The sequence below is a fragment of the Streptococcus mitis genome, assembly GCF_003942775.1.
GTDB lineage: Bacteria > Bacillota > Bacilli > Lactobacillales > Streptococcaceae > Streptococcus > Streptococcus mitis_CN.
On sequence record NZ_RJNX01000004.1, the window covers coordinates 50,704 to 73,221 of the forward strand.

The 22,518-nt window shown below is 43.4% G+C and carries 17 protein-coding genes; 14 read left to right on the forward strand and 3 right to left on the reverse strand.

What is annotated here, in order from left to right; genetic code table 11:
• The first annotated feature begins 61 nt into the window (after positions 1 to 61).
• The 9 genes from D8848_RS06660 to D8848_RS06700 all read left to right on the forward strand — a co-directional run bounded on the left by D8848_RS06660 (position 62) and on the right by D8848_RS06700 (position 11,223).
• Positions 62 to 2,458, forward strand: a complete 2,397-nt coding sequence (locus tag D8848_RS06660) for a primosomal protein N' (protein WP_125443538.1) — start codon at positions 62 to 64, stop codon at positions 2,456 to 2,458.
• 12 nt (positions 2,459 to 2,470) lie between these two features.
• Positions 2,471 to 3,406, forward strand: coding sequence for a methionyl-tRNA formyltransferase (gene fmt / locus D8848_RS06665; protein WP_125443539.1), 936 nt, complete (start codon positions 2,471 to 2,473; stop codon positions 3,404 to 3,406).
• Positions 3,399 to 4,712, forward strand: a complete 1,314-nt coding sequence (gene rsmB / locus D8848_RS06670; RefSeq protein WP_185756861.1) for a 16S rRNA (cytosine(967)-C(5))-methyltransferase RsmB — start codon at positions 3,399 to 3,401, stop codon at positions 4,710 to 4,712. The genes fmt and rsmB overlap by 8 nt, the downstream gene beginning before the upstream one ends.
• Positions 4,713 to 4,726: 14 nt before the next feature.
• Entirely contained in the window at positions 4,727 to 5,467 is a 741-nt protein-coding gene (locus D8848_RS06675) for a Stp1/IreP family PP2C-type Ser/Thr phosphatase (RefSeq protein ID WP_000406255.1), read from the forward strand.
• A complete protein-coding gene (pknB, locus tag D8848_RS06680; protein WP_125443541.1) occupies positions 5,464 to 7,365 on the forward strand; it encodes a Stk1 family PASTA domain-containing Ser/Thr kinase in 1,902 nt (633 codons plus the stop codon). Before D8848_RS06675 ends, pknB begins: the two co-directional genes overlap by 4 nt.
• An 88-nt stretch (positions 7,366 to 7,453) precedes the next feature.
• Positions 7,454 to 8,212 (forward strand): threonine/serine exporter family protein, encoded by a 759-nt coding sequence (locus tag D8848_RS06685; RefSeq protein WP_045612174.1) that lies wholly within the window; start codon positions 7,454 to 7,456, stop codon positions 8,210 to 8,212.
• A gap of 1 nt (position 8,213) precedes the next feature.
• Positions 8,214 to 8,663 (forward strand): threonine/serine exporter family protein, encoded by a 450-nt coding sequence (locus D8848_RS06690; protein ID WP_125443542.1) that lies wholly within the window; start codon positions 8,214 to 8,216, stop codon positions 8,661 to 8,663.
• A 113-nt stretch (positions 8,664 to 8,776) separates the two neighbouring features.
• Positions 8,777 to 9,949 carry a hydroxymethylglutaryl-CoA synthase gene (locus tag D8848_RS06695; protein ID WP_185756862.1) on the forward strand — a complete coding sequence of 391 codons (1,173 nt, stop codon included), beginning with the start codon at positions 8,777 to 8,779 and terminating at the stop codon, positions 9,947 to 9,949.
• Positions 9,949 to 11,223, forward strand: a complete 1,275-nt coding sequence (locus tag D8848_RS06700; protein ID WP_125443544.1) for a hydroxymethylglutaryl-CoA reductase, degradative — start codon at positions 9,949 to 9,951, stop codon at positions 11,221 to 11,223. The genes D8848_RS06695 and D8848_RS06700 overlap by 1 nt, the downstream gene beginning before the upstream one ends.
• A 141-nt stretch (positions 11,224 to 11,364) precedes the next feature.
• Here D8848_RS06700 and D8848_RS06710 read toward each other — a convergent pair whose 3' ends face one another.
• Positions 11,365 to 12,330, reverse strand: a complete 966-nt coding sequence (locus tag D8848_RS06710) for a LacI family DNA-binding transcriptional regulator (protein ID WP_125443545.1) — start codon at positions 12,328 to 12,330, stop codon at positions 11,365 to 11,367.
• Positions 12,311 to 13,765 carry a sucrose-6-phosphate hydrolase gene (locus tag D8848_RS06715; RefSeq protein ID WP_125443546.1) on the reverse strand — a complete coding sequence of 485 codons (1,455 nt, stop codon included), beginning with the start codon at positions 13,763 to 13,765 and terminating at the stop codon, positions 12,311 to 12,313. Before D8848_RS06715 ends, D8848_RS06710 begins: the two co-directional genes overlap by 20 nt.
• A gap of 380 nt (positions 13,766 to 14,145) precedes the next feature.
• Between D8848_RS06715 and D8848_RS06725 the strand changes: the two genes are divergently transcribed.
• The gene (locus tag D8848_RS06725) at positions 14,146 to 16,032 is read left to right on the forward strand and encodes a sucrose-specific PTS transporter subunit IIBC (protein WP_125443547.1); all 1,887 of its coding nucleotides are present in this window, start codon (positions 14,146 to 14,148) and stop codon (positions 16,030 to 16,032) included.
• A 302-nt stretch (positions 16,033 to 16,334) separates the two neighbouring features.
• The gene (gene scrK, locus D8848_RS06735) at positions 16,335 to 17,222 is read left to right on the forward strand and encodes a fructokinase ScrK (RefSeq protein ID WP_000164310.1); all 888 of its coding nucleotides are present in this window, start codon (positions 16,335 to 16,337) and stop codon (positions 17,220 to 17,222) included.
• 42 nt (positions 17,223 to 17,264) lie between these two features.
• Here the strand turns inward: scrK and D8848_RS06740 are convergent, their stop codons facing one another.
• A complete protein-coding gene (locus D8848_RS06740; RefSeq protein ID WP_000076167.1) occupies positions 17,265 to 17,882 on the reverse strand; it encodes a TVP38/TMEM64 family protein in 618 nt (205 codons plus the stop codon).
• Between the two features lie 147 nt (positions 17,883 to 18,029).
• Between D8848_RS06740 and D8848_RS06745 the strand changes: the two genes are divergently transcribed.
• The 3 genes from D8848_RS06745 (at position 18,030) to D8848_RS10775 (ending at position 22,410) form a co-directional block, all read left to right on the forward strand.
• A complete protein-coding gene (locus D8848_RS06745; protein ID WP_125443548.1) occupies positions 18,030 to 21,020 on the forward strand; it encodes a type I restriction endonuclease subunit R in 2,991 nt (996 codons plus the stop codon).
• A gap of 387 nt (positions 21,021 to 21,407) precedes the next feature.
• Positions 21,408 to 21,623: a hypothetical protein gene (locus tag D8848_RS06750; protein WP_125443549.1), complete on the forward strand. Its 216-nt coding sequence runs from the start codon at positions 21,408 to 21,410 to the stop codon at positions 21,621 to 21,623.
• Between the two features lie 25 nt (positions 21,624 to 21,648).
• On the forward strand, positions 21,649 to 22,410 hold the full coding sequence (locus D8848_RS10775) for a DUF6261 family protein (protein ID WP_185756863.1): 762 nt from the start codon (positions 21,649 to 21,651) through the stop codon (positions 22,408 to 22,410).
• Positions 22,411 to 22,518 lie beyond the last annotated feature (108 nt).

Consider the following 22,518-nt stretch of genomic DNA (forward strand, 5'->3'; position numbering starts at 1 on the left):
GGGGGGACTCAATCTTATTTTTTCTATTGCAAGAATGTACTGACAAGGAGGAGGTGAGAAGATGGCTATAGCTAAGATTATCGTAGATGTGCCCTTGATGCAAACGGACCAGCCCTATAGTTACAGGATTCCTAAGGAATTTGAGGGAATGCTGGAAGTTGGGATGCGGGTTCATGTGCCTTTTGGTAAGGGCAATCGCCTGATTCAAGGGATTGTTCTTGGTTTGGAGTCCCAACCAGATGAAGAAGAGGCTAATCAAGATTTAAAAGATATTGTCGAGGTGTTGGATTTTTCTCCTATTCTCACGCAAGAACAACTCTGGCTTGCTGAGGAGTTACGCAAGTCCGTCTTCTCCTATAAAATCTCCATCCTCAAGGCTATGCTACCAGGATTTCTGAACTCCAGCTATGACAAGATTCTCTATCCTCTGGCAGGTCTGAGTCAGGAAGACCGAGAGCGCTTGTTTGGTTCAGAGGATTCGCTTGCCTTTTCTTCTCTGGATTTAGCTAAGCAAGCTGAAATGATGCGTTTGACTAGAAAAGGCCTGCTTGGTTTGGAGTATCAGGCAGTCGATCAAAAGAAGGTCAAGACCCAGTCCTGGTATGAGGTGAATCTGGCTCGATTAGAAGGTGTCGAGATTTCTGCACGCGCCAAGAAAAAGTTGGAATTGAGAGACTATTTGCTGTCTCATCCTGAGAGTGCTTCTTTGGCTAGTTTGCTAGAGTTCTATTCGCGGGAGCAAGTTAACTTCTTTGTGGAACAAGGTGCTGTTACCATAGTCCAAAAGGAAGTGCAACGCTCGGCTGCTTATTTTGAAGGAATTGAAGCAAGTCAGCCTTTGGAGTTGAATCCAGAGCAAAGACAGGCGCGTGATGCGGTTGTGAGTGCGATTGGTAGTCATCAGCCTCCCTTCCTCCTTCAAGGAATTACAGGAAGTGGGAAGACGGAGGTTTACTTGCAGATTATCCAAGGGGCCTTGGACAAGGGCAAGACAGCTATTTTGCTGGTGCCTGAGATTTCCTTGACTCCACAGATGACGGAGCGTTTTATTGCCCGTTTTGGTGAGAAAGTGGCCATCCTTCACTCAGGCCTGTCCAATGGTGAAAAGTATGACGAATGGCGCAAGGTTGAGCGTGGAGACGCTCAAGTTGTTGTTGGCGCCAGATCGGCTATCTTTGCTCCGCTGAAGAATCTAGGTGTTATGATTATCGATGAGGAGCACGAAGCGACTTATAAGCAGGACAGCAATCCCCGTTACCATGCAAGGGATGTAGCTGTTTTGAGGGCCCAGTACAATCAAGCTGCCCTGGTACTTGGTTCGGCAACTCCTAGTCTGGAAAGCCGGGCGCGAGCTGGAAAAGGCGTCTATCAACATTTACGTCTGACCCAACGGGCTAATCCTTTAGCTAGGATCCCTGAGGTTCAAGTGATTGATTTTCGGGACTATATCGGACAAAATGAGACGTCAAACTTTACGCCTCCCTTGCTAGAAGCTATTCAAGACCGTCTAGCTAAAAAAGAGCAGGTAGTCCTCATGCTCAATCGTCGTGGTTATTCTAGCTTTGTTATGTGTCGAGAGTGTGGGACCGTGGATACTTGTCCCAACTGTGACATTTCTCTCACCCTGCACATGGATACCAAGACCATGAACTGCCATTATTGTGGTTTTTCGAAGGACATTCCTCAGGTCTGTCCTAACTGTAAGAGCCGAAGTATTCGTTACTATGGGACAGGGACACAGAAGGCTTATGACGAGCTGGCAGAACTCTTTCCGCAGGCACGTATTTTGCGGATGGATGTGGACACGACTCGTAAGAAAGGTAGTCACCAAGCTCTTCTTGACCAGTTTGGGCGAGGAGAAGCAGATATTTTACTAGGTACTCAGATGATTGCCAAGGGATTGGATTTTCCAAATGTGACCCTAGTCGGAGTGCTCAATGCGGATACGGCCTTAAATCTGCCTGATTTCCGTTCTTCTGAGAGAACCTTCCAGCTCTTGACTCAGGTGGCAGGTCGTGCAGGTCGAGCTGAAAAAGCTGGTCAGGTCTTAATCCAGTCTTACAATCCTGAGCACTATGCTATTCGATTTGCCAAGGGTCAGGATTACGAAGGCTTTTATGCCTATGAAATGGGTATCAGACGACAACTTGGTTATCCGCCTTACTATTTCACCATTGGCATTACCCTTTCTCACAAGAAAGAAGAAGAGGTGGTCAAACGTGCCTATGAAGTTATGAACATTTTGCGGTCAGGTTTGTCTGAAACCAGTAACATTCTGGGCCCAACGCCCAAGCCCATTGCCCGTACCCACAACCTCTATCATTACCAGATTTTAATTAAATACCGTTTAGAAGATGAGCTGGGGCCGACCCTCAACCAGGTCTTGGCCTTGACTCAAGAACGGGAAAATAGTGAGCTCCGTCTCAGCATTGACCATGAGCCACAGCAATTTTTATAAGAAGGAGAAGATATGACAAAATTAATCTTTATGGGGACACCCGACTTTTCAGCAACAGTCTTAAAAGGACTTTTGACAGATGACCGTTACGAAATTCTAGCCGTTGTGACCCAGCCGGACCGCGCTGTCGGACGTAAAAAAGTGATCCAAGAAACCCCAGTTAAACAAGCTGCCAAGGAAGCAGGCCTTCCTATCTACCAACCTGAAAAATTATCTGGAAGTCCAGAGATGGAAACTATTATGCAGCTAGGAGCAGATGGAATTGTGACTGCTGCTTTTGGACAGTTTCTTCCAAGTAAACTCCTTGATAGCATGGATTTTGCTGTCAATGTTCACGCCTCCCTTCTTCCAAAACACCGAGGTGGTGCGCCTATCCATTATGCCTTGATTCAAGGGGATGAGGAAGCTGGTGTGACCATCATGGAAATGGTTAAGGAAATGGATGCAGGAGATATGATTTCTCGTCGTAGCATTCCTATCACAGATGAGGACAATGTCGGGACCTTGTTTGAGAAATTGGCGCTAGTTGGTCGTGATTTGCTTTTGGATACTTTACCAGCTTATATTGCTGGTGATATCAAACCTGCACCGCAGGATCCAAGTCAGGTTACTTTCTCGCCAAATATCAAACCAGAGGAAGAAAAGTTGGACTGGAATAAAAGCAATCGTCAACTCTTTAACCAAATCCGTGGGATGAACCCGTGGCCTGTTGCCCATACTTTCCTTAAGGGCGACCGCTTTAAGATTTATGAAGCCCTACCAGTAGAAGGTCAGGGCAATCCAGGTGAAATCCTTTCCATCGGTAAGAAAGAATTGATTGTCGCAACGGCAGAAGGAGCTTTATCCCTCAAACAAGTGCAACCAGCTGGTAAACCTAAGATGGACATTGCTTCCTTCCTAAACGGAGTTGGACGTACATTGACTGTAGGAGAACGATTTGGTGATTAAAGTAGAAACAGCTAGAAGTTTAGCCCTAGCAGTATTAGAGGATGTTTTTATTAATCAAGCATACTCAAATATCGCCTTAAATAAGCATCTCAAGGGAAGTCAACTTTCTGTAGCAGACAAGGGTTTGGTAACCGAGCTGGTCTATGGAACAGTAGCCCGTAAACTGACTCTGGAATGGTACCTATCCCACTTTATCGAAGACAGAGACCAGTTAGACAGTTGGCTTTATGTCCTTCTTCTTATGAGTGCTTACCAGCTCCGCTATCTGGATAAGATTCCAGACCATGCTGTGGTCAATGAAGCAGTGGAATTGGCCAAAGTCCGTAAAAAAGGCAGTGAAAAATTGGTCAACGCCGTCCTTCGCCGTATCTTGCGTGAAGGCTGGCCAGATATTGCTAGCATCAAACGAAAAAACAAGCGTGATTCCATTGCCTATTCTCTCCCAGTTTGGCTAGTTGCCAAGCTCAAGGAAGAATACGGAGAGGAGCGAGCGCAAGCTATTTTTGAAAGCCTTTTAGTGCGAAACAAGGCCAGCATTCGTGTAACAGACCTAGGACGAAAAGAGGAAATCCAAACCTTGTTGGAGGCTAGTGCTTCACCTTTGTCTGTTTCTGGTCTGGTTAAGGAGCAAGGCCACTTTGCGGGACATGACCTATTTTCAGAGGGGGCTATTACTATCCAAGACGAGTCTAGTCAGCTGGTTGCTCCGACGCTTGATTTAAAAGGGCATGAGCAGGTTCTAGATGCCTGTGCTGCTCCGGGTGGGAAAACAGCCCATATAGCTTCTTATCTCACGACAGGTCAGATTACGGCTCTGGACTTGTACGACCATAAGTTGGACTTAATCCAAGAAAATGCCCAACGTCTGGGTGTGGCAGACCGGGTTCAAACGCAAAAATTGGATGCCAGAAAGGTGCATGAGCTTTTTGGTCAGGATTCATTTGATAAGATTTTGGTAGATGCTCCCTGTTCAGGAATTGGTCTTCTGCGACGCAAACCAGACATTAAATACAATAAAGAAACGGCAGATTTCGCTTCCTTGCAGGAAATTCAGCTAGAAATATTAGGTAGTGTTTGTCAAACACTACGCAAAGGTGGTATAATAACTTATAGTACCTGTACTATTGTCTCAGAGGAGAACTTTCAAGTCGTACAGGCATTTTTAGAAAGTCATCCTGAATTTGAGCAGGTAACACTAGAACATGAATGTAAGGATATCATGAAAGACGGCTGTATCCTCATTACACCTGAATTGTATGGAAGTGATGGATTCTTCATCAGTCAATTTCGCAAGATATCGGATTAGGAAGGAACTAACACATGGAAATTTCATTATTAACAGATGTTGGTCAGAAACGAACAAATAACCAAGACTATGTCAACCACTATGTCAATAGAGCTGGACGTACTATGATTATCCTAGCTGATGGTATGGGAGGTCATCGCGCAGGGAATATCGCTAGTGAAATGGCGGTAACAGACCTAGGTGTAGCTTGGGTAGATACTCAAATCGATACAGTTAATGAAGTACGTGAATGGTTTGCTAACAACCTTGAGATTGAAAATCAAAAGATTAACCAATTGGGACAAGATGAAGCTTATAAAGGAATGGGAACAACCCTCGAGGCTGTTGCTATTATTGGCAATCAGGCTATCTATGCCCACATTGGGGATTCTCGTATCGGTTTGATTCGTGGAGAAGAATACCACCAGTTAACAAGCGACCATTCTTTGGTCAATGAATTGCTCAAGGCTGGTCAATTGACACCTGAAGAAGCAGCTAGCCACCCACAGAAAAATATTATTACCCAGTCAATTGGTCAAAAAGACGAAATTCAGCCTGATTTTGGAATGATTACCCTTGCGACAGGAGATTATCTCCTACTTAATAGCGACGGATTAACCAACATGATTTCAGGCAGTGAGATTTGTGATATTGTAACCAGTGATATTCCTTTGGCAGATAAAACAGCGACGCTCGTGCGTTTTGCTAACAATGCAGGAGGTTTAGACAATATTACGGTTGCCCTTGTTTCTATGAACGAGGAGGATGAAGAATGATCCAAATCGGCAAGATTTTTGCCGGGCGGTATCGGATTATCAAACAAATTGGTCGAGGAGGCATGGCAGATGTATACTTGGCCAAGGATTTGATTCTAGACGGGGAAGAAGTGGCAGTAAAGGTCCTGAGGACCAACTACCAAACAGATCCCATTGCAGTGGCTCGTTTTCAGCGTGAAGCGAGAGCCATGGCAGATCTGGACCATCCTCATATCGTTCGGATTACAGATATTGGTGAGGAAGACGGTCAACAGTACTTAGCTATGGAGTACGTAGCAGGACTTGACCTCAAGCGCTATATCAAGGAACATCACCCTCTTTCAAATGAAGAAGCGGTCCGAATCATGGGACAAATCCTCTTGGCTATGCGCTTAGCTCATACTAGAGGCATTGTTCACCGTGATTTGAAACCTCAAAATATCCTCTTGACACCAGATGGGACTGCCAAAGTCACAGATTTTGGGATTGCGGTAGCCTTTGCTGAGACGAGTCTGACTCAGACCAACTCTATGCTGGGCTCGGTTCATTACTTGTCACCAGAGCAGGCGCGTGGTTCTAAAGCGACTGTACAGAGTGATATCTATGCCATGGGGATCATCTTTTATGAGATGTTGACAGGACATATCCCTTACGATGGGGATAGTGCAGTGACCATCGCCCTCCAGCATTTCCAGAAACCATTGCCATCGGTTATAGCTGAGAATCCATCTGTGCCTCAGGCTTTAGAGAATGTTGTCATCAAGGCAACTGCCAAGAAATTGACAGATCGTTATCAGTCAGTTGCAGAGATGTATGTGGACTTGTCTAGTAGTTTGTCTTATAATCGTCGCAATGAGCCTAAACTGGTATTTAATGATACGACTAAGGCGGACACCAAGACTCTACCAAAGGTATCCCAGAGTACCTTGACCTCGATTCCTAAGGTGCAAACACAAAGTCCGAAGCCACAGGCTGCGAAGCCGAGTCAGCAGGTTTCAGAAGACAATTACGCAACCAAGCCTGTTAAGAAACGGAAATTTAGAGTTCGCTATATGATTTTGTTGGCCAGCATTGTATTGGTGGCAGCTTCTCTTATTTGGATATTATCCAGAACTCCTGCAACCATTCCCATTCCAGATGTGGCAGGTCAGACAGTGGCGGAAGCCAAGGAAACCCTCAAGAAAGCCAATTTTGAGATTGGCGAGGAGAAATCAGAGGCTAGTGAAAAGGTGGAAGAAGGGCGGATTATCCGTACAGATCCTGACGCTGGAACTGGTCGAAAAGAAGGAACGAAAATCAATTTGGTTGTCTCATCAGGTAAGCAATCTTTCCAATTGAGCAATTATATCGGCCGTAAATCGACCGATGTTATCGCAGAACTCAAGCAGAAGAAGGTACCTGAAAATCTCATCAAGATAGAGGAAGAAGAATCAAGCGAGAGTGAAGAAGGAACAGTTCTTAGACAGAGCCCGTCAGCTGGAACAACTTATGATTTGAGTAAGGCCTCAACAATTACTTTAACTATTGCTAAGAAAGTAACCAGCGTTGCTATGCCAAGTTATATAGGATCTAGTCTTGAATTTACTAAAAATAATCTCGTTCAAATTGTCGGTATTAAAGAAGCCAACATTGAAGTTGTAGAAGTTACCACAGCTCCTTCCGGAACTGCTGAAGGTACCGTTGTTGAACAGAGTCCAAGAGCGGGTGAAAAGGTAGATTTGAATAAGACACGCATCAAGATTTCAATTTACAAACCGAAAACACCGCCGTCAACATCATCATCAGCACCAGCCCAACGTGGAAACCAAGGTTCTACTACAACACCAAGTCAGGGGAACCAGCAAGGAAATCAACGAGGAGATACTCATTCTACTAATCAATCAAGTAGTGAGGGAAGCCACGAAAATTCACGTAATTAAATGAATCTTTGTCATGATTTCATGGCAAAGATTTTTTTTGACTCCAGATTTGTGATAGAATAGAGGAAGTTGATAAAAGGAGGAAAGTATGGAAGAATCAAGAGAATTAAATGCCGTCATCGATCTGATTATGTTAGCTGGAACCATTCTTCTCAAAAGTGGCTCAGAGATTCATCGTGTAGAAGATACCATGATTCGGATTGCGCATTCGCAGGGGATTGTGGATTGCAATGTTCTTGCCATGCCTGCTGCCATCTTTTTCTCCATTGAAAATACCAATATTTCGCGAATGAAACGCGTGACCTCATCTTCTTATAACATCGAAAAAGTCTGTGATGTGAACCAAATTTCTCGTCAGTTGGTAGGAGGAAATCTTGATTTAAAGACAGCCTTCAAGCAATTGAAGGCCTTGCAAGCCCAACCCCTTCCTTATACTAAGTTGCAGGTAACTTTGGCTGCAACCTTTAGTGCTCCTTTCTTTTCGATTATGTTTAGTGGAAATATCTACGACGCACTTGGGGCAGGAGTGGCTACCTTATTTGGTTTTGCCTTTTCCCTCTATGTAGAGAAGTTTATCCGAATTCCCTTTGTGACATCCTTTGCTGGAGCCTTTGTTTTTGGGATGATAGCCCAGTTTTGGGCTCGCTACACAGGCTTTCCTTCAACGGCAGATTTGATTATAGCTGGTGCGGTCATGCCGTTTGTACCAGGGATTGCCTTGACCAATGCGGTTCGTGATATTATGACCAACCACATAAACTCTGGTATGAGTAAGATGTTTGAATCCCTGCTCATTACCCTTGCTTTAGGGGCGGGAACTTCTGTCGCCTTGGTATTGATGAATTAATATGACACTAACAACCTTTTTATTACAAGCAGTAGCAAGTCTTCTTGCCATTATCACTTTTTTAATCGTACTCAATGTTCAACGTTCTATGCTCTTACCAGGAGGGATTTTGGGCATGGCTGTCTGGCTGATTTATCTCTTGCTCAAGGAACCGACCAATGTTATTGTGGCTACTTTTATTGCAGCCATTATCGGTTCTTGTATCAGCCAGATTTTAAGTATTCTTTATAAGACACCTGCTGTGGTCTTTATCTTAGCCATCTTGGCACCTCTAGTTCCGGGTTATCTTTCTTATCGGACAACTGCCTTTTTTGTGACGGGAGATTACAGTCACGCCATTGCCAGTGCAACCTTGGTTGTTATGCTGGCTTTGGTGATTTCCATTGGAATGGCTAGCGGAACAGTGATTCTCAGACTGTATTCTCACTTACGAAAACAGCATAAAAGTTAGATTCATAAGGGACTTGATTTGGTGAATCAAGTCTTTTTTCTCTCTTTTACTGCCATTTGTGATAAAATAGTATAGAACGATTTTTTACAATGAATGATAAAACAGAGGTAAATATGACAATCGGTATTGATAAGATTGGTTTTGCGACCAGTCAATATGTCTTGAAATTACAAGACTTAGCAGAAGCGAGGGGAATTGACCCTGAAAAATTAAGCAAAGGACTCTTACTCAAGGAATTGAGTATTGCGCCCCTAACTGAGGATATCGTGACCTTGGCGGCCAGTGCAAGTGACTCTATTTTAACTGAGCAAGAAAGACAAGAAATCGATATGGTCATTGTGGCGACTGAGTCAGGAATTGACCAGAGTAAAGCTGCGGCCGTCTTTGTGCATGGTTTGCTGGGAATCCAGCCTTTTGCTCGTAGTTTCGAGATTAAAGAAGCCTGCTATGGAGCGACAGCTGCCCTTCATTATGCCAAATTGCATGTGGAAAATTCTCCAGAGTCCAAGGTTTTGGTCATTGCCAGTGATATTGCCAAGTACGGTATTGAAACTCCAGGAGAACCAACTCAGGGTGCTGGCAGTGTGGCCATGTTAATTACACAAAATCCACGCATTATGGCCTTTAATAATGACAATGTGGCTCAGACTCGTGACATCATGGATTTCTGGCGTCCAAATTACTCAACAACTCCTTATGTAAATGGTGTCTATTCTACCCAACAATATTTGGATAGTTTGAAAACGACTTGGCTTGAATACCAAAAACGCTACCAGCTTACTTTGGATGATTTTGCGGCTGTTTGTTTCCACTTGCCTTACCCTAAATTAGCGCTAAAAGGCTTGAAAAAAATCATGGATAAGAGCCTGCCTCAAGAGAAAAAAGACCTCTTGCAAAAGCACTTTGACCAGTCTATTCTTTACAGTCAAAAGGTAGGGAATATCTATACAGGTTCCCTTTTCCTTGGACTTTTGTCTCTCTTGGAAAATACAGATAGCTTGAAGGCTGGCGATAAAATTGCCCTTTATAGTTACGGAAGTGGTGCTGTGGCTGAGTTCTTCAGTGGTGAATTGGTTGAAGGTTATGAAGCTTATCTGGATAAAGACCGCTTGAACAAGCTCAACCAACGAACTGCCCTGTCTGTTGCTGACTATGAAAAAGTCTTCTTTGAGGAAGTAGACTTAGATGAAACAAACTCTGCCCAGTTTGCTGGCTATGAAAATCAAGATTTTGCCTTGGTTGAAATTGTTGACCACCAACGCCGTTATAACAAGGTTGAAAAATAATGAAGATAAGTTGGAATGGATTTTCTAAAAAATCATACCAAGAGCGCCTCGAGTTGTTAAAAGCTCAGGCGCTCCTTAGTCCTGAAAAACAAACCAGTCTGGAGCAGGATGAACACATTAGCGTGACTGTCGCAGACCAGCTGAGTGAGAATGTAGTGGGAACTTTTTCTCTGCCTTATTCGCTGGTTCCAGAGGTCCTTGTCAACGGTCAGGAATACACAGTTCCCTATGTGACAGAAGAACCGTCCGTGGTTGCTGCGGCCAGCTATGCCAGTAAAATCATCAAGCGTGCAGGTGGCTTTACTGCTCAGGTTCATGAGCGCCGGATGATTGGGCAGGTAGCTCTTTATCAAGTTGCTAATCCTGAACAAGCGCAAGAGAAAATTGCCAGTAAGAAAGCCGAACTCTTGGAACTTGCCAATCAAGCCTATCCTTCTATAGTCAAACGTGGAGGTGGGGCGCGTGATTTGCATGTAGATCAGATTAAAGGTGAAACAGACTTCCTCGTCGTCTATCTTCATGTTGATACTCAAGAAGCCATGGGAGCCAATATGCTCAACACCATGTTGGAAGCCTTGAAACCAGTCTTAGAAGAACTCAGTCAGGGTCAGAGTCTTATGGGTATTCTGTCTAATTACGCGACCGATTCTCTGGTGACAGCAAGCTGTCGCATCGCCTTTCGCTACTTGAGTCGCCAAAAGGATCAAGGGCGAGAGATTGCGGAGAAAATAGCTTTGGCTAGTCAATTTGCACAGGCTGATCCTTATCGAGCTACTACCCACAATAAAGGGATTTTTAATGGTATTGATGCCATTTTGATTGCCACTGGTAATGACTGGCGTGCCATTGAGGCGGGAGCCCATGCCTTTGCCAGTCGAGATGGACATTACCAAGGTCTTAGCTCTTGGCGCCTAGACTTGGAAACAGAAGAATTGGTTGGTGAGATGACTCTGCCCATGCCTGTAGCGACCAAGGGTGGTTCTATCGGCCTCAACCCTCGTGTAGCCCTCAGTCATGAGCTACTGGGAAATCCTTCTGCCAAAGAATTAGCCCAGCTTATCGTTTCTATCGGTCTCGCCCAAAACTTTGCGGCCCTCAAAGCCTTGGTGAGTACAGGAATCCAGCAAGGCCACATGAAATTGCAGGCCAAATCCTTGGCACTCCTAGCAGGTGCCAGTGAGTCCGAGGTAGCTCCCTTAGTTGAGCGACTCATCGCAGATAAAACCTTTAACTTAGAGACAGCCCAGAGCTATCTCGAAAATTTAAGATCATAAAAAACTCAGACTGATCGGTCTGAGTTTTCTTGTGCTTATACTCTTCGAAAATCAAATTCAAACCACGTCAGCTTCGCCTTGCCGTACTCAAGTACAGCCTGTGGCTAGCTTCCTAGTTTGCTCTTTGATTTTCATTGAGTATTAAATACTTTTTCCAGGCAATAGAGTAACTGGTAAGAAGTAACCGGTTGTTGCGACTTCCTTGCCTTCGATCTTCTGTAAGAGAAGGTCAACAGTGAGTTGGGTAATCTCTTTCAAGGGTTGCTTGATAGTAGTCAATTGAGGGTAGTAATTCTCGATAAAGTAGGTTCCATCATAGCCGATGACCTTGAGCTCTTCAGGGACAGAAATGCCCAGCTCTTGAGCAATTTTAATGACCAAAATAGCTGTCAAATCATCTGAAGCAAAAATGGCATCTGGTTTTTGACGAGTCAAGATATTTTTGATTTCCATTTCTTTTCTGACAGGAGAAAAGTCACTGGAAACATTGATAATAGGTGCTTTGGGGAGAATAGATGCAAAACCAGCGTGGCGTAGTCCAGTTGGCGAATTGGAATTGTCATTACCTGTAATCATGATGATAGACTGGGCACCTGTCTTAACCAATGTCTGGGCTGCGAGAACCCCACCAGCGTAGTTGTCAGAGGAAACGACAGGAATGTCTGGCGATAGGTTTCGGTCAAAGGAAATAATTGGTGCTGTCACTCGATTGTAGTCTTCGATTCCCAAGTTGTGACTACCCGAAATGATGCCGTCCACCTGATTGGCTTCCAACATTTCGATGTATTCGCGTTCCTTCTCAGAATCGTGCTCACTGTTGCAGATGATGGTCTTGTAACCATTTTTGAAGAGTTGGTGCTCCAGCTTATCAATCAATTCTGCATAGAAAACGTTGGAAATATTGGGGAAAATCAGGCCGATTAACTTAGCTGATTTTCCTTGCAGACTACGAGCTAGGTTGTTGGGTTTATAGCCCAATTCCCGCATGGCTTCATTAACCTTTTGAATGGTTTTCTCTGATAAATAGCCTTTTTTATTGATAACCCGAGAAACGGTAGTAGGGCTGACGCCTGCAAGTTTGGCGACATCAGTTAGTTTTGCGACCATAATCTAATTCATAGTAAGTTCCAGTTGGGCTTCCAGATTTGATGAGGATCCCATTTTGGTCCGCATGTGGGAAGACACGACCAGAAAATACTTTTTCTCCTTTATTGATGAAAATTTCAAAGACAGAGTTATCGATGAAAATCGTAGCAGTAGTAGCTTGATTGTCGATTGGGCAAGAACGAGTCGTACCAAATTCTTGGGCGTATTGTTCACCAGCCTGGCTACGATCCACTGTCACTTGACCATTTACAAGGTCAAAGTTGATGGAAAGTCCCTTGCCTTCTTGATCAGCAAGTAGGACAATCTCGCTCTGGCTATTAGCTTCAAAGTTGAGTTCAAGTTCGTAAGTGTTCTTGGTTTGAGCACGGTTTGAGAAAGGTTCTTCAGAAGCACGAAGGTCCTTGATAGCTGCGACTGGGTATTGGTAGAGTTTGCCGTCTTTGATAGTGAGTTCCTTGACCAAAGAGAAGGTTCCTTGGTGGTCAAAACGGTCAGAAGGGTAAGAAACATCTGGCAAGCCAAGCCAGCTAACAGCTAGAGCACGTCCATCAGGAGCGTTGAAGGCTTGAGTTGCATAGGCTTCGAAACCATAGTCCATGTTTTGAAGTTGAGATACATCTACCATTTTAGCATTTTCAGGGTCAAAGGAAGCCCCAATCTTATACATATTTGGAAAGATATTATCGTAGTCTAGAACTTTCTTATCCAATCCTTGTGGGCAGTAGAGAAGGACAGGTTGCTCCCCTACAAAGACCAGATTTGGACATTCCATCATGTAGGCAGTGCAGTCGTTAGCAAAGTCAAGATCGCCAACAGCTTGCCAGTTTGTATAGTCGTTGTCAACAGCCTTGTAGAGACGAACGAAGCCTTTTTTCTCCAAATCCTGTCCTCCGACGATAGCATAATATTGACCTTTAAAATTAAAAATTTGCGGATCGCGGAAGTGGTCTGTAGAGTCTGCTGGCTGGTCGATTAAGATCTTGTCAATCTTCGTAATCTTTCCATCCTTGTCCATCAAAGCCCCAATCTGGTAAGGGTGACGGATCCAGTTTTCATCGCGAACATTTCCTGTATAAAATAGGAATAACTGATCGCCAAATTGCATAGCAGAACCAGAGTAGGCACCGTGGCTATCTAATGGAGTATCAGGCAAAACTTTGACACCAGTTTCTGTGAAGTGAACCAAGTCCTCACTTTCCAATTGAACCCAAGATTTCAAACCGTGGGCTGCACCAAAAGGAAAATTCTGGTAAAAGAGGATCCACTTGCCATCAAAGTAAGAAAAGCCATTTGGGTCGTTGAGAAGTCCTGTTTTTGGCTCAACATGGTAATGAGTATGCCATGGAGATTGTGCCATATTTTTCTTAATATTTTGAATTTCTTCTTGCGTCCAATCTTGATAAAGTCTGTAACGACGCTCAGTTGTCCATTCCATTCATTCATTCCTCCAAAAATCTTATCACTTTTAATAGTAACCGTTTTCGATAAAAAATGCAAGCCTTTTATGTTAAAAAAGAGAAAAAACTGTCAAACGTTTATCATAAAATAAATGCAGGAAATCGATCAAATTTTCACGAAAATGTGAAAGATAATGAAATGAAATCCTTTTTAAGCAAGGTTTCAAACTTATTTTTTCAAGTAATTCCTGATAAAACAGTCAAAAACAATCAATTTAAAGCGTATCCACCAAGTGGATAGAATATTTTTTCTGCAAAACGCTTGACATATTTCTAAAACATGATAAAATAAAAGTCGTAGGGCGGATAAAATCGCTTTCAAACAAGAACAAAATTTTATATAAGGAGATTTTTGCAAATGAACAATCAGGAAATTGCAAAAAAAGTCATCGATGCCTTGGGCGGACGTGAAAATGTCAACAGTGTAGCTCACTGTGCGACTCGTCTACGTGTCATGGTTAAAGATGAAGAGAAAATCAATAAAGAAGTGATTGAGAACTTGGAAAAAGTTCAAGGTGCTTTCTTTAACTCAGGTCAATACCAAATCATCTTTGGTACAGGTACAGTTAACAAAATGTACGATGAAGTTGTTGCGCTTGGCTTGCCAACATCATCTAAAGCTGACATGAAAGCAGAAGCTGCTAAACAAGGGAACTGGTTCCAACGTGCTATCCGTACTTTCGGTGACGTTTTTGTTCCAATCATCCCAGTTATCGTAGCGACAGGTCTCTTTATGGGTGTGCGTGGTCTTTTCAACGCTCTTGAAATGCCACTTCCAGGTGACTTTGCAACTTACACTCAAATCTTGACAGATACAGCCTTTATCATCTTGCCAGGTTTGGTTGTGTGGTCAACCTTCCGTGTATTTGGTGGAAATCCTGCCGTTGGTATCGTTCTTGGTATGATGCTTGTTTCTGGCTCACTTCCAAACGCTTGGGCAGTCGCTTCAGGTGGTGAAGTAACAGCTATGAACTTCTTTGGTTTCATCCCTGTTGTTGGTTTGCAAGGTTCTGTTCTTCCAGCCTTCATCATCGGGGTTGTCGGAGCTAAATTTGAAAAAGCTGTCCGCAAGGTTGTTCCAGATGTCATTGACCTCTTGGTAACACCATTCGTGACACTTTTGGTCATGTCTATCCTTGGGCTCTTTGTTATCGGACCAGTCTTCCACGTTGTTGAAAACTACATCCTTATTGGTACAAAAGCAATTCTTGGCTTGCCATTTGGTCTTGGTGGTTTCTTGATTGGTGGGGTTCACCAATTGATTGTCGTGTCAGGTGTGCACCACATCTTCAACTTGCTTGAAGTGCAATTGCTTGCTGCTGACCATGCTAATCCATTCAACGCGATCATCACTGCGGCTATGACAGCCCAAGGTGCTGCGACTGTTGCGGTTGGTGTTAAAACTAAAAATCCAAAACTGAAAACACTTGCTTTCCCAGCTGCTCTTTCTGCCTTCCTCGGTATTACAGAGCCTGCTATCTTCGGGGTGAACTTGCGTTTCCGTAAACCATTCTTCCTTTCATTGATTGCTGGTGCAATCGGTGGTGGATTGGCTTCAATCCTTGGACTTGCTGGTACTGGTAGTGGTATCACTATCATCCCTGGTACAATGCTTTATGCAGGTAATGGACAACTTCCACTATACCTTCTTATGGTAGCTGTATCATTTGCACTTGGTTTTGCTCTTACTTACATGTTTGGTTATGAGGATGAAAAAGAAGTTGCTACTGAAGTAGAGACAGAACGTTTGGTCCAAGAAGAAACAACTGGTAACATTCCAGCAGCTCTTCAAAATGAAACACTTGTAACTCCTATCGTTGGTGATGTTGTAGCTCTTGCTGATGTTAATGACCCTGTTTTTTCAAGTGGTGCTATGGGACAAGGTATCGCTGTGAAACCAAGTCAAGGTGTGGTCTATGCACCTGCTGATGCTGAAGTTTCAATTGCATTTCCAACAGGACACGCTTTTGGTTTGAAAACAACTGATGGTGCTGAAGTTTTGATCCACGTTGGTATTGACACTGTATCTATGAATGGTGAAGGTTTTGAAGCAAAAGTTGCCCAAGGTGATAAGGTTAAAGCTGGTGATGTTCTTGGAACATTTGACTCAAACAAAATCGCTGCAGCTGGACTTGATGATACAACAATGGTTATCGTTACAAATACAGCTGACTACGCTTCAGTAGCTCCAGTCGCAACAGGTTCAGTTGCTAAGGGGGATGCTGTTATTGAAGTGAAAATCTAATACTCTTCGAAAATCAAATTCAAACCATGTCAGCTTCGCCTTGCCGTAGATATATGTAACTGACTTTGTCAGTCTTATCTACAACCTCAAAGCATTGCTTTGAGCAACCTTCGGCTAGCTTCCTAGTTTGCTCTTTGATTTTCATTGAGTACAATATTCCCTCTCAAAATGAAAACGAACAAATGACATGTTTGTTCGTTTTTGCTTGAATGGTAAGATTTACAGAGGAAAATCTAAAAAATAGAGAAATTTAGCCTTTCGAAATATGCTATAATAAAGAAAATAAAAACAAGAGGTTTATCATGACAAAATTATATGGAAGCTTGGAAGCGGGCGGTACAAAGTTTGTCTGTGCTGTCGGTGATGAAAACTTTAACGTTGTAGAAAAAACACAATTTCCAACAACAACTCCAATCGAAACAATCGATAAAACAATCGAGTTCTTCTCGAAATTCGATAACCTTGCTGGTCTTGCAGTTGGTTCATTTGGTCCGATTGATATTGATAAAAACTCAAAAACTTATGGCTTTATCACAACGACTCCAAAACCAAACTGGGCAAATGTGGACTTGCTTGGTGCCCTTCGTCGCGCCCTAAACGTGCCAATGTACTTCACTACAGACGTAAACAGCTCTGCTTATGGTGAAGTGGTTGCCCGTAATAATGCTGGTGGCCGTATCGAAAACTTGGTTTACTACACAATCGGTACAGGTATCGGTGCAGGTGTCATCCAACGTGGTGAGTTTATCGGTGGTGTGGGTCACCCTGAAATGGGTCACTACTATGTTGCTAGACACCCAATGGATATTGAAAAAGAGTTTAAGGGTGTTTGTCCTTTCCATAAGGGATGTCTCGAAGGCTATGCAGCTGGTCCAAGTTTGGAAGCTCGTACAGGTGTTCGTGGGGAAAATATTGAACTCAACAACCCTGTTTGGGATGTTCAAGCCTACTATATCGCTCAAGCTGCGGTTAATGCGACAGTGACTTTCCGCCCAGACGTGATTGTCTTTGGTGGAGGGGTCATGGCACAACAACACATGCTGGATCGTGTCCGTGAGAAATTTACATCTCTTCTCAACGGCTACCTACCAGTACCAGATGTGCGTGATTACATTGTAACGCCCGCAGTAGCAGGAAATGGTTCTGCCACACTTGGGAACTTTGTTCTTGCAAAAGAAGTTTCAAAATAAAGCACAAAATCCGCTTGGGAAACCAAACGGATTTTTTATGTGTCAAAGCATTTGCCAGAAGAAGTCAATAATATAGGTCAGACCGTAGGTATAAACCACGAGAGTAAAGGGCTTGGTTAGAATGATGATGATCATATAGCGCTTGAAGCTCATCTTGGTCAGGGCAGCCAGCATACAGAGAAAGTCAGCTGGACTAATGGGCCAAATCATCATAAAGATAAAGAAACGGTCAAAACGATTGCCCTTATCCAACCAGCCGATATACTTGTCATAGGTGCGCTTGCTGACGACAGACTGGACAAAGGCAGCTCCATAGAGGCGCACCAGATAAAAGATAATGGCACAGCCAATGACAATGCCGATATAGTTGTAGATAGTCCCGATGATGTGCCCGTAGATAAAGACACCAGCCACCGATGTCAAGGCTCCTGGAATGATAGGGACGACTGTCTGTAAAATCTGTAAAAAGATAAAGAGAGGTGGCCCCCAGATACCTGCCTGCTGGATAAAGGCAGAGAGGGTTTCCTTAGACTGTAAAATCCCAGCCTGATAAGCCCAAATACAGAAAATCAAACTCCCAACCCCACCGACAATCGATGAGATGTTGATAACTTGCTGCAGAAGGGGAGAAACAGCTTTCATTTGTTTATCCTGTGACATGTAAACTCCTCATAGATAGTATAACTCTACTATACCATATTTTGGAGGAGAAAGGGGATTTGATTGTTTTTGGTATGGGAAGAGTGATGGATTTTGAGCTTAAACATGCTATAATAAAGGGAGCAGACAAGTAGCAAAGGAGAGAGTATGATACAGGTAAAACCAGAACTGGAGATAGAAAAACAACTGATCAACCAACTGGTGACTGGGGAAAGTCAATGGACTTACAGAGATGACCTTAAAACAGAAGAGCAATTATGGGAAAACTTCTTTGAAAAGCTAGCCCAGAACAATGTGGCTCTATTGGCAGATCATCCCCTGACAGAACAGGAAAAACGCCAGATAAAGAATCAACTGAACTTTGTTAGCTACTATGATGCGGCCAAGTGGTTGGTCGGCGAAAATGGCATTGCCAAGGTTGAGGTTCAAAGAGAAGATGCTAGTTTGGGGACTATCCGTTTATCCGTTATCTGGCGAGACAATATCGCAGCTGGTAAGTCTAGTTATGAGGTTGTCAACCAAGTCGAGAGAGATAAGATAAATCCTCAGGATCAAGACCGCAGGCTAGATGTGACCCTCTTGATCAATGGCCTTCCAATGATTCAGATCGAGCTTAAAAGTCCCCGAGTTGCTTTTTTAGATGCCTTTCATCAAATTAAGAAGTATGATAGGGAAGGCAAGTTCCGTGGCATTTACTCTAGCTTACAGATGTTTGTTGTGACCAACAAGGTAGATACACGCTATATCGCTGCAGCTAGGGAAAATAAACTCAACAAGCAATTTCTAACCAAGTGGGTGGATAAGGACAACCAACCTATAACGAGCTTGACCAGCTTTGCCCACGAAGTCCTTTCCATCCCTCGTGCCCACCAGATGGTCATGCAGTATTCTGTCCTTGATGATAGCAAGAAGGCTCTTATCCTTCTGCGCCCTTACCAGATCCATGCAATCGAAGCAGTGCAAGAAGCCTCTCGCCAGCAAGCATCAGGCTATGTTTGGCATACGACAGGTTCAGGTAAGACCCTGACTTCTTATAAGGTAGCTCGGAATCTCCTCCAGATTCCTTCCATCCAAAAGACGATTTTTGTCGTTGACCGAAGGGACTTGGACCAACAGACTACTTCGTCCTTTCTCTCTTATGCGACCAATGATGTCATTGATATTGATGAGACGGATAATACCCATGATTTGGTCAAGCGACTAGGAAGCAATGATAAGCGTGTGGTGGTAACGACCATCCAGAAAATTACCACCATGATGCGTAAGTTTGAGCAAGGTCTTTACCAACGAGATGCGGACAAAATCAAGGGTCTCCGAGTGGCCTTTGTCGTGGATGAATGCCACCGTGCCGTTACGCCACAAACACAAAAAGACATTAAGGCCTTTTTCCCACAGTCTCTCTGGTACGGTTTTACAGGCACACCTATCTTTAAGGAAAATAAACGCCAACAGGTCGGAGACCTTGCCCAGACCACCCAGCAACAGTACGGAGACCGTCTCCATGAGTATACGGTCAAGGAAGCTATCCATGACGGTGCTGTCTTAGGCTTTAAGGTGGATTATCGCAATACCCTCATCACGGATAAATCTGAAAATGACATACCAGATACTGTCTATGAGAATGAGGAGCATATGCTGGAAGTCTTGGATGCCATTATCAATAAATCCCGTCAACAGCTAGGCTTCCAAAAGGGAGTTGGTAAGACCTATAATGCTATCCTGACCGTCAAGTCAATCCCTCAAGCCCAAGCCTACTATGACCTCCTCAAACGGGTCAAGGCTGGGGAGACGAGAGTCAAGGTATCGGAAAGGGTCAAGCAGGTCCTTCCTGACTTTCCAAAGGCGACCATCACCTACTCGGTCACTGAAAATGAAGAAGAGTCAAGAGACAACCAAGACCACATGAAGCAGGTTTTAGAAGACTATAACCAAGAATTTGATACCCACTTTACCATGGCGGATCTCCGTGGCTTTAATACGGATGTCAATAACCGCCTAGCTCGAAAGCAGGACAAATACCTCTATCGCAAGGAGCAGTTGGACTTAGTCATCGTGGTCAATCGTCTCTTAACAGGATTTGATGCGCCTTGTTTATCGACCCTCTTTATCGATCGCAAGCCCATGCAACCGCAGGACTTGATTCAGGCTTTTAGCCGAACCAACCGTATTTTTGATAGCAGTAAGACCTATGGTCATATCATCACCTTCCAAAAGCCCCTAGCCTTTAAGGAGGCAGTAGATAATGCCCTCAAGCTCTACTCAAATGGTGGAGAAAACGAGGTCCTAGCTCCGAGTTGGGAAGAGGAAAAGAGAAACTTCTTGAGGAGTTGCAGTGATTTCCAAAATCTCATCACCGATGATTCTGAGGATGGACTCCAAATCGAGCAAATCTCTACACCTGAGTTGAGGAAACTAGCTAAAACCTATCAAGCCTTTGATAAATACCTAGCCTCTATCCGAGTGTATAAAGAGTATGATGAGGAAGAACTTTACAGTCAGACAGGACTTGATGGAGAAAAGTTGGAAAGGTATCTGGGACTTTATCGAAATGTCCTTGCAGAATTAAAAAGCCGAGTAGAGGATGGTGACGATGGAGAGCCCCTTGATATTCACTATGAACTGGAGTCTATCCAAGTGGATGAGATCAACTATGCCTATATCTTAACCTTAATTCAAAGTCTGATCGAGCAAGGTCAAAGTCAAGAAAAGAACCTAAGCACTCAAGATAAGGAAGCGGTGGATAACTATATTCAGAGTCTTGAGAAGACCAATCCAAATCTTGCCCAGATTATCACGGAACTATGGAAGGAAGTACAGAACAAGCCTGAAAGCTATCGTGGTCAGTCTATTGCAAATATTTTGGATCAGATGATTGAGGCTGTCATTCAACAACATATCCAAGTCTTTAGTAAGCGCTGGTATGTCGGTGAGGATGAACTCCGTTACTATGTCGAACACTATCGTAAGGGAGCTAAAAAACAACTAGGAGAAAGCCAGCTGACCAAGAGCCAGCGCTATCAGGACTATAAGCTAGAGGTGGCGGATGCCCTCAATCCTCTCCTCTATAAAAAACAAATCAAGGAAGCCTATACCCAACTGGTAGAGGAAATCATTGAGCCATTGAGGGTTGGGAGATAGTCCTTCGAGACTTAGAATAGATCTCTTTCCTAAAGTTTACATGCATTCTAGGTTTAGAATAAGCATGATTCCATAAATTTAGAAGTATTCTAAGCTTCGAATAGCTTATCTACGAAAGTTTTGAGGTCTTCGAACTTTCGAATAGCTGTATTTCCTAAAGTTTATATGTATTCTAAAGCTCGAAAAGGTAAAATCTAAAAATAGTAAGAGTCTCTATCTGATGGACGAAATGAATATCTAGTCAGATAGGGATTTTTTAATTTGCAAATGTCTGATTTGTTCTGAAAAGTACATTTTAGATGGAAATAATGACAGTTGAGCGGATGAAGGTAAAAATAGTTTGGGAAACTGTTAGAATGAATGTATCAACTTAAAGGAGAAAAATCGATGAAGAAAGTTAAAGATGATGAGGAGAGTATGCTATCGACACTTCCTTTATGGGGGCTTCTATTTTTGATCTGTGCATTGTTTCAAGTCTTTGTATTTAAGGATAGACCTTTGATTCAACCTCCTAGACAAGGAAGCATTGTAAAAACAGATCAAGAACAGGTCTATCTTCCAGAACTAATCCAGTCTTGGTTTGATAAAGAAAAAACAAAATGATTCGTTAGATAGAAAGGATATCATCATGACAAAAACATACGCTATTCGCCCACTTAGTTACAGCAACTTTACCAACCGTGAGTTTGAAAGCCTGATGATGGATACTCATCAAAGTTTGGCAACTTTTTCTAAGGCAAACAAGGATGAGGGCATGTATGCCAAACATTTGGAACCCTTCAAAACCAAGCTGGATGATTTTCAAGCTCAACTTGCGGCGGTGGAAACGAAAGAGTCTAGCAATCTGACAGAAGTCGATCGCAATCGTGATAGTGCCTTGGTCGGTCTCTTTACCCTTCATAGAGGATTTGCTAAGATTAAGGATGCCAAGCTCAAAGAAGCTCATGAAACTCTGAAACCAGTCTTTGCCAAGTACAAGGACATCACTAAGCACAGCAATGATGTGGAGACGGCAGAAATCAAGAGCCTACTCAAAACGCTTAGTGAAACACCCTATCATGAGGCAGTTACCAGTCTAGGACTGACCCCTATGCTGACGGCTGTGGTCAATGCTCAAGAAGAATATGACCAAGTGGAAAGTAAGGCGCGTGCTCACAAGTCTGCCAAGGAAGTTGGCAAGACCAGACAACTCCGTACGGAACTTTCAACCAGCTACGACCTTTTTATGCGTTATACCGCCGCCAGTGCAGAAGCCTACCCTGAAAAGGAACACCTGACTCAACTCCTCAAGGAACTCAATAGCATCCGAGATAGCAAGCGCCGTCTCATCACTGGTAGCAAGAAAGATAAAAAGACTAAACCAGTAGAACCAGCCCAAGCAGCAGGATAAAGACAACCCCTTAGAAGCGGATTTCTAAGGGGGATTTTTGTGTATAAAAGCTTTATATACTCAGTAAGAATTGATATAATGGTATTGGTTTAAACATATAGTAATTAT

Bases quoted from the DNA above. Each gene is read 5' to 3' on its own strand.
- D8848_RS06745 (WP_125443548.1), top strand. From the start codon at position 18,030: ATGATACAGGTAAAACCAGAACTGGAGATAGAAAAACAACTGATCAAC.
- D8848_RS06710 (WP_125443545.1), bottom strand. From the start codon at position 12,330: ATGGTCGCAAAACTAACTGATGTCGCCAAACTTGCAGGCGTCAGCCCT.
- scrK (WP_000164310.1), top strand. From the start codon at position 16,335: ATGACAAAATTATATGGAAGCTTGGAAGCGGGCGGTACAAAGTTTGTC.
- fmt (WP_125443539.1), top strand. From the start codon at position 2,471: ATGACAAAATTAATCTTTATGGGGACACCCGACTTTTCAGCAACAGTC.
- D8848_RS06690 (WP_125443542.1), top strand. From the start codon at position 8,214: ATGACACTAACAACCTTTTTATTACAAGCAGTAGCAAGTCTTCTTGCC.
- D8848_RS06740 (WP_000076167.1), bottom strand. From the start codon at position 17,882: ATGTCACAGGATAAACAAATGAAAGCTGTTTCTCCCCTTCTGCAGCAA.
- D8848_RS06725 (WP_125443547.1), top strand. From the start codon at position 14,146: ATGAACAATCAGGAAATTGCAAAAAAAGTCATCGATGCCTTGGGCGGA.
- D8848_RS06660 (WP_125443538.1), top strand. From the start codon at position 62: ATGGCTATAGCTAAGATTATCGTAGATGTGCCCTTGATGCAAACGGAC.
- D8848_RS10775 (WP_185756863.1), top strand. From the start codon at position 21,649: ATGACAAAAACATACGCTATTCGCCCACTTAGTTACAGCAACTTTACC.
- pknB (WP_125443541.1), top strand. From the start codon at position 5,464: ATGATCCAAATCGGCAAGATTTTTGCCGGGCGGTATCGGATTATCAAA.
- D8848_RS06695 (WP_185756862.1), top strand. From the start codon at position 8,777: ATGACAATCGGTATTGATAAGATTGGTTTTGCGACCAGTCAATATGTC.
- D8848_RS06700 (WP_125443544.1), top strand. From the start codon at position 9,949: ATGAAGATAAGTTGGAATGGATTTTCTAAAAAATCATACCAAGAGCGC.
- D8848_RS06750 (WP_125443549.1), top strand. From the start codon at position 21,408: ATGAAGAAAGTTAAAGATGATGAGGAGAGTATGCTATCGACACTTCCT.
- D8848_RS06675 (WP_000406255.1), top strand. From the start codon at position 4,727: ATGGAAATTTCATTATTAACAGATGTTGGTCAGAAACGAACAAATAAC.
- D8848_RS06715 (WP_125443546.1), bottom strand. From the start codon at position 13,765: ATGGAATGGACAACTGAGCGTCGTTACAGACTTTATCAAGATTGGACG.
- D8848_RS06685 (WP_045612174.1), top strand. From the start codon at position 7,454: ATGGAAGAATCAAGAGAATTAAATGCCGTCATCGATCTGATTATGTTA.